Annotated in this window: 11 protein-coding genes; 6 read left to right on the top strand and 5 right to left on the bottom strand. The window is 65.0% G+C overall.

What is annotated here, in order from left to right; translation table 11 throughout:
- Positions 1 to 58: 58 nt before the first annotated feature.
- A complete protein-coding gene (locus tag NCR35_RS07740) occupies positions 59 to 1,105 on the bottom strand; it encodes a sulfate ABC transporter substrate-binding protein (RefSeq protein WP_250533895.1) in 1,047 nt (348 codons plus the stop codon).
- Between the two features lie 248 nt (positions 1,106 to 1,353).
- Here NCR35_RS07740 and lexA point away from each other — a divergent pair, with 248 nt between their 5' ends.
- The 3 genes from lexA (at position 1,354) to NCR35_RS07725 (ending at position 3,160) form a co-directional block, all read left to right on the top strand.
- Complete coding sequence (lexA, locus tag NCR35_RS07735) at positions 1,354 to 2,022, top strand: transcriptional repressor LexA (RefSeq protein ID WP_250533894.1); 669 nt, start codon at positions 1,354 to 1,356, stop codon at positions 2,020 to 2,022.
- A 140-nt stretch (positions 2,023 to 2,162) separates the two neighbouring features.
- Positions 2,163 to 2,498: a hypothetical protein gene (locus NCR35_RS07730; protein WP_250533933.1), complete on the top strand. Its 336-nt coding sequence runs from the start codon at positions 2,163 to 2,165 to the stop codon at positions 2,496 to 2,498.
- A gap of 80 nt (positions 2,499 to 2,578) precedes the next feature.
- A complete protein-coding gene (locus tag NCR35_RS07725) occupies positions 2,579 to 3,160 on the top strand; it encodes a DUF2939 domain-containing protein (protein ID WP_250533893.1) in 582 nt (193 codons plus the stop codon).
- 28 nt (positions 3,161 to 3,188) lie between these two features.
- On the opposite strand, the gene NCR35_RS07720 is transcribed toward NCR35_RS07725, so the two are convergent.
- Positions 3,189 to 3,698: a universal stress protein gene (locus tag NCR35_RS07720; RefSeq protein ID WP_244848575.1), complete on the bottom strand. Its 510-nt coding sequence runs from the start codon at positions 3,696 to 3,698 to the stop codon at positions 3,189 to 3,191.
- 296 nt (positions 3,699 to 3,994) lie between these two features.
- Here NCR35_RS07720 and nodI point away from each other — a divergent pair, with 296 nt between their 5' ends.
- Together nodI and NCR35_RS07710 are read left to right on the top strand one after the other, a co-directional pair.
- Positions 3,995 to 4,948, top strand: a complete 954-nt coding sequence (gene nodI / locus NCR35_RS07715) for a nodulation factor ABC transporter ATP-binding protein NodI (RefSeq protein ID WP_250533892.1) — start codon at positions 3,995 to 3,997, stop codon at positions 4,946 to 4,948.
- A 5-nt stretch (positions 4,949 to 4,953) separates the two neighbouring features.
- Complete coding sequence (locus tag NCR35_RS07710) at positions 4,954 to 5,802, top strand: ABC transporter permease (protein ID WP_256465388.1); 849 nt, start codon at positions 4,954 to 4,956, stop codon at positions 5,800 to 5,802.
- 54 nt (positions 5,803 to 5,856) lie between these two features.
- Here NCR35_RS07710 and gnd read toward each other — a convergent pair whose 3' ends face one another.
- The 3 genes from gnd to NCR35_RS07695 form a co-directional block, all read right to left on the bottom strand.
- A complete protein-coding gene (gene gnd / locus NCR35_RS07705; RefSeq protein ID WP_250533932.1) occupies positions 5,857 to 6,858 on the bottom strand; it encodes a phosphogluconate dehydrogenase (NAD(+)-dependent, decarboxylating) in 1,002 nt (333 codons plus the stop codon).
- Positions 6,843 to 8,933, bottom strand: coding sequence for a transketolase (gene tkt / locus NCR35_RS07700; protein WP_250533891.1), 2,091 nt, complete (start codon positions 8,931 to 8,933; stop codon positions 6,843 to 6,845). The genes gnd and tkt overlap by 16 nt, the downstream gene beginning before the upstream one ends.
- Before the next feature lie 336 nt (positions 8,934 to 9,269).
- Positions 9,270 to 10,322, bottom strand: coding sequence for an NADP(H)-dependent aldo-keto reductase (locus NCR35_RS07695; protein WP_250533890.1), 1,053 nt, complete (start codon positions 10,320 to 10,322; stop codon positions 9,270 to 9,272).
- 202 nt (positions 10,323 to 10,524) lie between these two features.
- Between NCR35_RS07695 and NCR35_RS07690 the strand changes: the two genes are divergently transcribed.
- Entirely contained in the window at positions 10,525 to 11,973 is a 1,449-nt protein-coding gene (locus NCR35_RS07690; protein ID WP_250533889.1) for an MFS transporter, read from the top strand.
- Positions 11,974 to 12,189: the final 216 nt, after the last annotated feature.

Genomic DNA, 12,189 nt, shown 5'->3' with positions numbered 1-12,189 from the left:
ATGCTTGTGTGACCGGCGGCGTCATGGCGCGCCGCTTCGGTTTGCTTACGTTTTGCGCTTATTGCGGTTGATAGATCGAGTCGAACACGCCGCCATCGGCGAAATGCGTCTTCTGCGCCTTGGTCCAGCCGCCGAACGTGTCGTCGATGGTGTAGAGCTTGATCTTCGGGAACTGCTTCGTGAGGTCGGCCGGCACCTTGTCCGAGCGCGAACGATAGAAGTTGCGCGCGGCGATCTGCTGGCCTTCGTCGCTATACAGATACTTTAGATACGCCTCGGCGAGCTTGCGCGTGCCGTGCTTGTCGACGACCTTGTCCACCACCGCGACCGGCGGCTCGGCCAGAATGCTCACCGAAGGCACCACGATCTCGAACTTGTCCGGACCGAATTCCTTCAGCGACAAAAACGCCTCGTTTTCCCACGCGATCAGCACGTCGCCCTGGCCGCGCTGCACGAAGCTCGTCGTAGCGCCGCGCGCGCCGGAGTCGAGCACGCCCGCGTTCTTGTACAGCTTCGCGACGAAGTCCTTCGCGGTTTGCTCATTGCCGCCCGGCTTGTGCTGCGCGTAGGCCCACGCGGCGAGATAGTTCCAGCGCGCCCCGCCCGATGTTTTCGGGTTCGGCGTGACGATGGAGACGCCCGGCTTCGTGAGGTCGTCCCAGTCCTTGATGTGCTTCGGGTTGCCCTTGCGCACGAGGAACACGATCGTCGACGTGTACGGCGAGGCGTTATCCGGCAGGCGCTTCTGCCAGTCGGCGGCCACGAGCCCCTTGCCCGCGAGCGCGTCGATGTCGTAGGCGAGCGCGAGCGTGACGACGTCCGCCTGCAGGCCGTCGATGACCGCTCGCGCCTGTCCGCCCGAACCGCCGTGCGACTGCTTGAACGTGACGGTCTCGCCGGTTTCGGCCTTCCACTTCTTGGCGAATGCCTGATTGAAGTCCTGATACAGCTCGCGCGTCGGGTCGTACGACACATTCAGAAACGACGTCTGCGCGTGTGCTTGCGTGCTCATCGCCACAATCGCGCCGATGCCCGCCGCCGTCAGCGCAAGCGCCGTCAACGCTTTGCGTGCTTTGGTCCCCAATCCCGCTTTCGTGCTTTGCATTCCCCGTTCTCCGTCTTATCCAATTGACGGAATCAGTCTATCGGCGGGCCTATATGAACAGAAATAATCGTTTTTCAGTCTTTTATATCCAAAGCTGCTAAAGCCTGAGGCGCGCGCTCATGTGGCGTGGCACGTCGGCCCGTGTTGCGGTTTCGCGCGGAACTTAAAGTAATGCTTGAAAAGCGCGGAATACTGTATAAAAATACAGTCATCTGTTGATCCATACAGTGCACGAGAGGCCCGAGCCAGTGACCAGAACCTCAAAACTTACCGCGCGTCAGCAGCAGGTCTTCGAACTGCTCCAGCGCGCAATCGAGCGCACCGGCTTTCCGCCGACGCGCGCGGAGATTGCCGCTGAGCTGGGCTTTAGCTCCGCGAACTCTGCGGAAGAGCATCTGCGGGCACTGGCGCGCAAGGGCGTCATCGAACTGGCGGCGGGTTCGTCGCGCGGCATCCGGCTGATTGGCGACGCAGGCCGTTCAGAAGACGCCCCGCACCAGTTCACGTTGCCGCACGCGAGCATCATGCAGCTCTCGCTGCCGCTCGTGGGCCGTGTCGCAGCGGGCAGTCCCATCCTCGCGCAGGAGCATATTTCGCAGCATTACGCGTGCGATCCCGCGCTGTTCTCGAGCAAGCCCGACTACCTGTTGAAAGTGCGCGGCTTGTCGATGCGCGACGCCGGCATTCTGGATGGCGACCTGCTCGCCGTTCAAAAACGCACCGAGGCGAAGGACGGACAAATCGTCGTTGCGCGGCTCGGCGACGACGTCACGGTGAAGCGTTGGAAGCGACGTCCGGACGGCGTCGAACTCATCGCGGAGAACCCGGACTACGAGAACATTTTCGTACGGTCCGGCAGCGGAGACTTCGCGCTGGAAGGCATCGCAGTGGGCCTGATCCGCTCGGGCGAATTCTAGTCAGCGGCGGCAGCGCGCTTTCAAGCGTCGCTGAGCGCCTTTTCACGCCACGCACGACGCGGCGCGTTTCGAGTACATCAAGCACGGACGGCAGCCGCTCGCGGCATGCCGGGGTGCGTCCTATCGTCTGGAGAGTCATGATGGAACGTTTTGCCCGTTTGCTGCCCTTTCGCCGGTTCGGCCGTCTGCGTCATCTACGTGCGTTGATTCCTTGCGGCGCCGCTGCGCCTTCGCGAGCCGAAGCTGCGCCGGATCTCTTCGATTCCATGCCCGCGCTGCCGTCTCGCCAGCCTGCGTTCGCGCGCGTGTCGCTGACGCAGACGGTCCACGCGGAGCCGCCGCGGAGTGCTCCCGTGCGCGTCTATCGAAGCGAGTCGCGGCTGATCCTGGTCGGCAAGATCAGCGAAGTGTCGCGCATGATCGACCGCTGCATCGACGAAGAGCGCGCCGGTCTCACGGGCGGAACGGTGGCGTGAACTGGCGGCGGGTCGGGGAATTTGTCGTGCGTCGGCGTGGTCCATTCTGCATTGACCTTTGCTGAAGGCTTGACCGTCGCATGTCCCGCACCGCTCGTTTGGTTGTCGCCACGCTCGCCGCCGTATTGCTCGTGGCGGCGCTTGGCTTCGTCTACGCGTCGCCGTATATCGTGCTGGACCGCGTCAAGCGCGCCGCCGACGCGCGAGACGCCCAAACGGTCAACGACTACGTCGATTTCCCCGCGTTGCGCGCGAGCTTGAAGGATCAGATCGCCGCGCTGCTCACGCGGCGCATCGACGTGCAGAAGAGCGGCAACCCGCTCGCGATCATCGGCGCGATGATCGGCGCGGCGCTGGTCGGCCCGCTCGTGGATTCGTATGCGACGCCGGACGGAGTCGCCGCCATCCTGAACGGCATACCGCCGCGCGGCAATCCCGGCGAACGTCCGCCTGCGGCGGGCCGAGCCGATGCAAATGCGTCCGCGCCGGCGAGTGCGTCCAATCCGGCTCCGCAACCGCCGCAAACGACGGCCGGCTATCGCGGCATCAACACGTTCGTCGTGACGTACCAGCACGGCGCAGGCGATGCTCGTTATTCCGCCATCTTTCACCGCAGCGGGCTGGTGTCGTGGAAGCTCGTTGCTGTCGACCTCAACGGCTGACGCGCCTTCGCAATCCGTCGTCGAAAGCTCACGCGCCCGCTTCGGCCTTCGCCGGCTTCGCGGCATACGCAGCGGCATCTTCCGCTTCTGCCGATTCGCCTGCCTGACAGACGGCAACCAGAATGCTGCACGACACGCGATCGAGCAAAGGCGTGTTCCCCGCGCCCATCCACCAACGAGCGAGACCGCTCCGGCAGCGGTGCCCGACGACGACGAGATCGACCTTGAGGCTGTCGGCCAGCGCGGCGATTTCGTCGATCGGATGGCCAAACGCGAAGTGCCCCTGCGCTGACAAGCCGCGCTCGCGCAGCCACTCGACGCCTTCCTGCAGAATATCGCGCGCCGCTTCTTCGAAGCGCCCGCAGGCCATATCGGTCAGCAATCCGGCGCTCTGCGCAATGCTCGACCGCATGTCGACCACCGCGAGCACATGCGTTTCCGCGTTGAGGTCGAGCGCGAGATTCGCGCCCTGGCGCAGCGCCTTGCGGCCCTCTCTGGAACCGTCGTAGCACAGCAGAATCTTTCTGTAGCTTGTCATGATGCCTCCCTGCCGCAGCGCAGATTGACTGCGGCGTAACTTCATGATCCTGTGCAGCGCCAGACGTGGCAACGATGGAAAACGCTAACTTCACGCAATAGCGCGCCGCACCCGCGCAACGTTGGACTCATGACTAGCTGGCCGCGTGCCAGATTGCGTCGAAGCCCGTCGCACAAGGCTTCGCGGCTTTCGGCATGCTCGCACGACTCGCCCGGCGCACCGCTTCTGCCCGCGCAAGCGCCGCGCCGGTGCATTCGATTACACTAGCTCGCTGACCTTTCCCCGGCAGGAAACGCATGACACAGCGCACCACGCGCGAGCACGCGCCCGAATCGGCCGACGCGCCCGCCATCGAATTCAGCGAAGTCATCAAAAGCTACGGCGCGAAGAACGTCGTCGACGGCCTGTCGTTCGACGTGCGCCCCGGCGAATGCTTCGGCCTGCTCGGTCCGAACGGCGCGGGCAAGACGACGACGCTCAGGATGCTGCTCGGCATGACGTCGCCCGATCACGGAAACATTCGGCTCGTCGGCGAACCGGTGCCGTCGCGCGCGCGTTTCGCCCGCGAACGCGTCGGCGTCGTGCCGCAGTTCGACAATCTCGATCCCGACTTCAGCGTACGCGAGAACCTCGTCGTCTTCGGCCGCTACTTCGGCATCGCGGGCGCGCGCATGGACGCGCTCGTGCCGTCGCTGCTCGAGTTCGCGCGGCTCGAAAACAAGGCCGATGCGCGCGTCGGCGAATTGTCCGGCGGCATGAAGCGGCGGCTGACCTTGGCGCGCGCTCTGGTCAACGATCCCGACGTGCTGATCATGGACGAACCGACCACCGGTCTCGACCCGCAGGCGCGCCATTTGATCTGGGAGCGTCTGCGCTCGCTGCTCGCGCGCGGCAAGACCATGCTGCTCACGACGCATTTCATGGAGGAAGCCGAGCGCCTGTGCGACCGCGTCTGCGTGATCGAGGAAGGCCGGAAGATTGCCGAGGGCCGTCCGCGCGACCTGATCGCGTCGGTGATCGGCTCGGACGTGATCGAGATTTACGGCCCCGACCCGCAGGCGCTGGCCGCCGAACTGCAACCGCTCGTCGAGCGCATGGAAGTGAGCGGCGAGACGCTTTTTTGCTACGTCGACGACCCGCAAGCCGTGCACGCGCGCGTCAAGGGGCGCGAGGGCGTGCGTTATCTGCATCGACCGGCGAATCTGGAAGACGTTTTCTTGCGGCTGACCGGCCGCGAAATGGTGGATTAATCGCGATGGAAACCTTCGATCAGCCGCGCGTCGCAAGCAAAAAGCCCAGCGAGACGCACCCGCGCGACGCCGCGCCGCTCACCAACGCGCTGCCCGCGAACGCGACGCACTGGATGTCGGTCTGGCGGCGCAATTACCTCGTCTGGAAGAAGCTCGCGGTCGCCTCGATGATCGGCAACCTCGCCGACCCGATGATCTATCTGTTCGGCCTCGGGCTCGGTCTCGGGCTGATGGTCGGCCACGTCGAGGGCGTGTCGTATATCGCGTTTCTCGCCGCGGGCACGGTGGCCTCCAGCGTGATGATGTCCGCGAGCTTCGAAGCGATGTACTCCGGCTTCTCCCGCATGCATGTGCAGCGCACGTGGGAAGCGATCATGCACACGCCGCTCACGCTCGGCGATATCGTGCTTGGCGAAGTCGTGTGGGCCGCAAGCAAGTCGGTGCTCTCGGGCGTCGCGATCATGCTGGTCGCGGGCGCGCTCGGCTACGCCAGTTTTCCGTCGATGCTGCTCGCGCTGCCCGTCATCGTGTTGACCGGGCTGGCGTTCGCGAGCACCGCGATGATCGTCACCGCCATCGCGCCGAGCTACGACTTCTTCATGTTCTATCAGACGCTCGCGCTCACGCCGATGCTCCTGCTCTCCGGCGTCTTCTTTCCGGTCGCGCAACTGCCCGCGCTCGCGCAGCATGTGACGCAGGCGCTGCCGCTCGTACACGCCGTCGAACTGATCCGCCCCGCGATGCTCGGCCGCCCGCTCGACGGTTTCGCGCTGCACGCGGGCGTGCTGGCCGCTTATGCCGTGCTGCCGTTCTTCATCTGCGCGTGGCTGTTCCGCCGTCGCATGATGAAATGAAAAACGGCGATGGACCGTCGCGGTTCATCGCCGTCTAACCGGACGCTCAGCGCGTCACTTCGCCGGAAACTCCTTGTGGCCGCCGAAGCCGAAGCGCATCGCGGACAGCATGCGCTCGGGGAACAGATCGGCGTCGCGCGAGCGGAAGCGCGTGTACAGCGCCGCCGAGAGCACTTGCGCGGGCACGGCTTCCTCGATGGCCGCCTCGATCGTCCAGCGCCCTTCGCCGCTGTCCGCCACGATGGTCGAGAAGTGTTCGAGTCCGCCGTCGCTCGCGAGCGCGCCCGCCGTCAGGTCCAGCAGCCACGACGACACGACGCTGCCGCGCCGCCACACTTCCGCGATATCCGCGAGGTCGAGCGAATAGCGCTCGTTCTCGGGAAGGTCCGTCGATTCCTTGTGCTTCAGAATGTGGAAGCCTTCCGCATACGCCTGCATCAGCCCGTACTCGATGCCGTTGTGCACCATCTTCACGAAGTGCCCCGACCCGACCGGCCCGCAATACATGTAGCCGTTCTCGACGCGCGGATCGCGTCCTTCGCGCCCCGGCGTCGCGGGAATGTCGCCGCGTCCCGGCGCGAGCGTCGCGAAGATCGGATCGAGCCGGCGCACGACGGCCTCGTCGCCGCCGATCATCATGCAGTAGCCGCGCTCCAGTCCCCAGATGCCGCCCGAGGTGCCGACATCGACATAATGCACGCCCTGCTCCCTCAACTGCGCGGCGCGCCGAATGTCGTCCTTGTAGAAGCTGTTGCCGCCGTCGATCACCACATCGTCCGCTTGCAGGATTTTATGCAAATCCGAAAGCGTGTCTTCGGTGATCTTGCCGGCAGGCAGCATCAGCCAGATGACGCGCGGCGCGGCCAGCTTCGCCACGAGATCGCCCAGGTCCTTCGAGCCGGTCGCGCCTTCGCTCGCGAGCGCGTCGGTGGCTTGCGGATTGTGGTCGTAGACGACGCAATCGTGTCCGTCGCGCATCAGGCGGCGGCCGATGTTGCCGCCCATGCGCCCTAGCCCTACGATGCCGATCTGCATGTCGATCACTCCCCGGCCGATTTGACGCGCTCGATCTGCTTCTTCGCCGCTTCGTAGACGCCTTCGAGCGTGAAGCCGAACTTCGTCTTCAGCGCCTTCAGCGGCGCCGACGCGCCGAACGTGTGCATCACGATGGTCGCGCCGAAGCGCCCCACGTAGCGGTCCCAGCCGAGCGTCGCGGCCTGCTCGACGGCCACGCGCGCATGCACGTCGGGCGGCAGCACCGAGTCCTTGTACGCGTCGTCCTGCTTTTCGAAGATGTCCCACGACGGCATGGACACGACGCGCGCCGCGATCCCCTCGCTCGTGAGCTTCTCCCATGCCTCGACGCACAACGACACTTCGCTGCCGGTCGCGAGCAGCAGCACTTCCGGCTTCTTGCCGCCTTCGGCATCCGCGAGCACGTAAGCTCCGCGCCGCACGCCTTCAGCCGACCCGAACTTGGTGCGGTCGAACGTCGGCAGCGGCTGACGCGTGACGACGATGCACGAGGGCTCCTTCGAGAACGACAGCGCCACGCGCCACGCCTCGCTCACTTCGTTCGCATCGGCCGGACGCAGCGTGCAGAGTCCCGGCACGCCGCGCAGCGAAGCCAGCTGCTCGATCGGCTGATGCGTCGGGCCGTCCTCGCCCACGCCGATGGAATCGTGCGTGAACACGTAGATCACCGGCACTTCCATGATCGCGGAGAGCCGGATCGGCGGCTTCATGTAGTCGCTGAAAATCAGGAACGTGGACGCGAACGGCCGCATGTTCGAGAGCGCGAGGCCGTTGGCAACCGAGCCCATGCCGTGCTCGCGAATGCCGAAGTGCAGATTGCGCCCGGCGTAGTTGTCATGCTCGAAGCTGCCCGCGCCTTCGAACTTGAGATTCGTCTTCGTCGATGGCGCAAGGTCCGCCGCGCCGCCGATCATCCACGGAATGCGCTTCGCGATGGCGTTGAGCACCTTGCCCGACGATTCGCGCGTCGCCATGCCCTTCGCGTCCGCCTCGAACGTCGGAATGTCGGCGTCCCAGTCGTCGGGGAGCTTCGATTCCAGCATCTGCCACAGCTGTTTCGCCAGATCCGGGTCCTGCTTCTCGTAGTCGTCGAAGCGTTGCTTCCACTCCGCATGCGCCGCCTTGCCGCGCGCGCCCATGCCTTCGGCGAAGTGCTGCATGACGCCATCGGGGACGAGGAACTGCGCGTCTTCCGGCCAGCCGTAGAACTTCTTCGCGAGCTTGATTTCCTCGTCGCCGAGCGCCTCGCCGTGGGCCGCCGCCGTGTCCTGCTTGTTCGGCGCGCCCCAGCCGATGATGCTCTTCACGACGATCAGCGTCGGCTTGTCGGTCGACGCCTTGGCTTCCTTGAGCGCGGCTTCGAGCGCGTTGGCGTCGTTGGCGTCGTCGACGTGCAGCGTGTTCCAGTTGTAGCCGCGAAAGCGCGATTCCACGTCGTCGCTGTATGCGAGGTCGGTGTGGCCTTCGATCGTCACGCGGTTGCTGTCGTAGATCCAGATGAGGTTGGACAGCTTCAGATGCCCGGCGATCGACGCCGCCTCGTGCGAGATGCCTTCCATCATGTCGCCGTCGCCGCACAGCGCGTACACGCGGTAATCGAAGAGCGGCGCGCCCGACTTGTTGAAGTGCGCCTCCTTCCAGCGCGCGGCCATCGCCATGCCGACGCTGTTGCCCAAGCCCTGGCCGAGCGGCCCGGTCGTGGTCTCGACGCCGGTGGTCATGCGAAATTCAGGGTGGCCGGGCGTCTTGCTGTCGAGCTGGCGGAACTGCTTGATATCGTCGAGCGACACGGCCGGCTTGCCGGTCGGCTTGCCGCTTTCGTCCACTTCCTTGACGCCCGCGAGGTGCAGCAGCGAATACAGCAGCATCGACGCGTGCCCGACCGACAGCACGAAGCGGTCGCGGTTCGGCCAGAGCGGCGCGTCGGGGTCGTAGCGCAAATGGTATTGCCAGAGGTGGAACGCGACGGGGGCAAGCGCCATCGGTGTGCCGGGGTGGCCGGAATTGGCCTTCTGCACGGCGTCCATCGACAGCGTGCGGATCGTGTCGATCGTGAGGCGATCCAGATCTTGGGACTGCGGCGTTGCTTGAGACATGAGCGACGACTCCTTTCGCGAAGAGCGCGCTGAGGCACGACGGGCGCCTCAGCGGCAACCAGGACCATCGAGCAAGCGCAGTGCCTTGCTACAGGCACCGCGCCCGGGTGTGAGCGGCCGCGCGCAGCCGTTTGATGCTGGCGCGGCGGCTTTCGGCAGGACGCGAACGCGCTACGTTCAGATGCGCATTCGGTGTTTCAGCCGGGCGACGCGATGCAACGAAGGCGCATCGCCCGGATAATGCATGCGGCTTCTGAGCCGCGAAAGCGCCGGAACGTCAATGCTGACACATTCGCGGCGCGGCGGCCCGAATCATGTCATGAGTCATAACACGACTCAGGGCGCTGGGTTCGGCTGGCGCTCGTGCAGCGCTTCGATCTCGGCCAGAATCTCGTCGGACAGTTCGATTTCCACGCTCGCGATATTCTCCTGCAACTGCGCCATCGACGTCGCGCCGATGAGCGTGCTCGTCGTGAAAGGCCGCGTGTTGACGAACGCGAGCGCGAGCTGCGTCGGGTTCAGACCGTGGCGCTTCGCCAGTTCGACGTAAGACGACGTCGCGGCGATCGCTTGCGGCTTGCTGTAACGCTGGAAGCGCTCGAAGAGCGTGATGCGCGCGCCGGCCGGACGCGCCCCGCCCTCGTACTTGCCCGAGAGCCAGCCGAACGCGAGCGGCGAGTACGCGAGCAGACCGATGCCTTCCTTGTGCGTGAATTCGGACAAGCCCAGTTCGTAGGTGCGGTTCACGAGGCTGTACGGATTCTGAATGCTGACGATGCGCGGCAGCCCGGCCTTCTCCGCTGCGCGCAGGAACTGCGACACGCCCCACGGCGTTTCGTTCGACACGCCGACATAGCGAATCTTTCCTGCCTTGACGAGATCGCCGAGCGCGGCGAGGGTTTCTTCGATCGGCACCGTGTATTCGTCGTCGATGTACGGATACGCCGAACGGCCGAAGGTCATCGTGCTGCGGTCCGGCCAGTGCAGCTGGTACAGATCGACGTAATCCGTTTGCAGGCGCTTGAGGCTGCTGTCGATCGCCTCGTTGATGTTCTTGCGGTCGAACTGGTTGCCCGCGCCGCGAATGTGACGCGGATTGTGCGGCTGGCGCGCGGGCCCGGCGATCTTGGTCGCGAGCACGATATCGCCGCGTTTGCCCGCGTTCTTCGCGAGCCACGTGCCGATGTATTCCTCGGTGCGGCCCTGCGTTTCGGGGCGCGGCGGGACCGGGTACATTTCGGCGGCGTCGATCAGGTTCACGCCTTGCGCAAGCGCATAGTCGATTTGCTCGTGCGCCTCGCTCTCGGTGTTCTGCTCGCCCCAGGTCATGGTGCCGAGCCCGATGAGGCTCACGTCGACGCCCGAATCGCCCAGTTTCCGATACTTCATCGCTCAGTTCCTTTTTGTTGACGCCTGCTGGCGCGGTTCCACGGCGGCATTGCCGACAACCGCAGAAGCTACCATAGGCGCGCGAGGTCTGCTCCGCCGATAGAATGCAAGGCTTAGCGATGCAGCCAAACCGGTTCCGGAGCTTGCAGTTCGCTTGATGTGGCTTACCGATAACGTCTTCCAACGACAAACCACGCAGCCGATGTCATCCTCCACGACGCCCAGCCAGTCCGACGACGCGAAGCCCGGTTCGTCGCTGATCGTTTCCCTCGTCGCCGCGACTTTCTTCATGGAGAACCTGGACGGCACGATCATCGCGACCGCCATGCCGCAGATGGCGCACTCGTTCGGCGTGCATCCGGCCGACATGAGCCTCGGCATCACCGCGTATCTTCTGACGCTCGCCGTCTTCATTCCGATCAGCGGCTGGGCGGCCGACCGCTTCGGGCTGCGCACGGTGTTCGGCAGCGCGATCGCGGTGTTCACAGCGGCCTCCGTGCTGTGCGGCGCGACGTCCACGTTGCCGGCGTTCGCCGCGGCGCGCGTGCTGCAGGGCATCGGCGGCGCGATGATGGTGCCGGTCGGCCGCCTGGCCGTGCTGCGCGCCACGCCGAAGGACGGACTGATGCGCGCGATCGCCATCATCACCTGGCCGGGGCTCGTCGCGCCGGTGATCGGACCGCCGCTCGGCGGCTTCATCACGACGTATTCGTCATGGCGCTGGATCTTTTATCTGAACGTGCCGCTCGGTCTGATCGGCTTGCTGCTGACGCTGCGCCATATCGACAACGTGCGCGAAGACGCAAACCGCCGCTTCGATTTCGCGGGCTTCGTGCTGTGCGGCATCGCCTGCACGACGCTGCTCTACGCGATGGAACTGATCGGCCGCAACGACGCGTCGTGGAGCATGATCGGCGCGCTCGTCGCCGTCGGTATCGCGGCGGGCATCGCGTCGTGGCGATATCTGCTTCGGACGGAACAGCCGGTGGTCGATTTGTCGGCGCTCAAGGTGCACACCTTCGCCGTGGCGATGGGCGGCGGGTCGCTCTTTCGAATCGCGATCAGCGCCGCGCCGTTCCTGTTGCCGCTGATGTTTCAGGTCGGCTTCGGCATGAACGCGTTCATGTCGGGACTGCTCACGCTCTCCGTCTTCGCCGGCAATCTCGCGATGAAACTCGTCACCACGCCCGTGATGCGGCGCTTCGGCTTCAGGCCGGTGCTGGTGGTCAACGGGCTCATCGCCGCGCTTTCCCTTGCCGCGATGAGCCTGCTCGCGCCTTCGACGCCCACGCTCGTCATCGTCGTCGTGCTGTTCGTGAGCGGCCTGTCGCGCTCGCTGCAATTCACCGCGCTCAATACGCTCAGTTTCGCCGACGTGCCGAAGACACAGATGAGCGGCGCCTCGGCGCTATCCAGCACGCTGTTTCAAATGTCGATGGGCGTGGGCGTAGCGGCCGGCGCGATCGCGCTGCGCATCGGCGAGTGGCTGCACGGACATGACGCGCATTCCATCGGTCCGGAAGATTTCGGCGTGGCGTTTCTGATCGTGGCGTTGATCGGGGCGCTGGGTGTGATCGATCTGTGGCGTCTGCCCAAGGATGCAGGGGCGCTGGTTTCGGGGCATGTTAAAGGGAAGGCTACGGAGCGTTAGGCGCGTGACAGGCGCGGAGTGCGAGCCTTGCAGAACTGGAAGCGTTGGTGTCCTGCAAGGCTCGCACGTGCGGGGACGCTTACAAGACTCCGTACGGTTCAGAGGTTCAGGACGGCTGCTGGTTCGAAGGTCTAGAAAAGTCCCCACGTACCGAAGGCTCGGAAGGTTTGGGACGCTTTCAAGACTGCCAACAGTTCCAGATAGATCGGACCAGGT

The sequence above is a fragment of the Caballeronia sp. AZ10_KS36 genome, assembly GCF_023631105.1.
Classification (GTDB): domain Bacteria; phylum Pseudomonadota; class Gammaproteobacteria; order Burkholderiales; family Burkholderiaceae; genus Caballeronia.
Note: the sequence above shows the minus strand (reverse complement) of the source record. Positions and strands in the feature narration are given on the sequence as shown.

Coding starts and splice junctions, on each gene's coding strand:
- NCR35_RS07740 (WP_250533895.1), bottom strand. CDS start 1,105: ATGCAAAGCACGAAAGCGGGATTGGGGACCAAAGCACGCAAAGCGTTG.
- NCR35_RS07720 (WP_244848575.1), bottom strand. CDS start 3,698: ATGACAAGCTACAGAAAGATTCTGCTGTGCTACGACGGTTCCAGAGAG.
- NCR35_RS07725 (WP_250533893.1), top strand. CDS start 2,579: ATGTCCCGCACCGCTCGTTTGGTTGTCGCCACGCTCGCCGCCGTATTG.
- nodI (WP_250533892.1), top strand. CDS start 3,995: ATGACACAGCGCACCACGCGCGAGCACGCGCCCGAATCGGCCGACGCG.
- NCR35_RS07730 (WP_250533933.1), top strand. CDS start 2,163: ATGGAACGTTTTGCCCGTTTGCTGCCCTTTCGCCGGTTCGGCCGTCTG.
- NCR35_RS07690 (WP_250533889.1), top strand. CDS start 10,525: ATGTCATCCTCCACGACGCCCAGCCAGTCCGACGACGCGAAGCCCGGT.
- tkt (WP_250533891.1), bottom strand. CDS start 8,933: ATGTCTCAAGCAACGCCGCAGTCCCAAGATCTGGATCGCCTCACGATC.
- NCR35_RS07710 (WP_256465388.1), top strand. CDS start 4,954: ATGGAAACCTTCGATCAGCCGCGCGTCGCAAGCAAAAAGCCCAGCGAG.
- NCR35_RS07695 (WP_250533890.1), bottom strand. CDS start 10,322: ATGAAGTATCGGAAACTGGGCGATTCGGGCGTCGACGTGAGCCTCATC.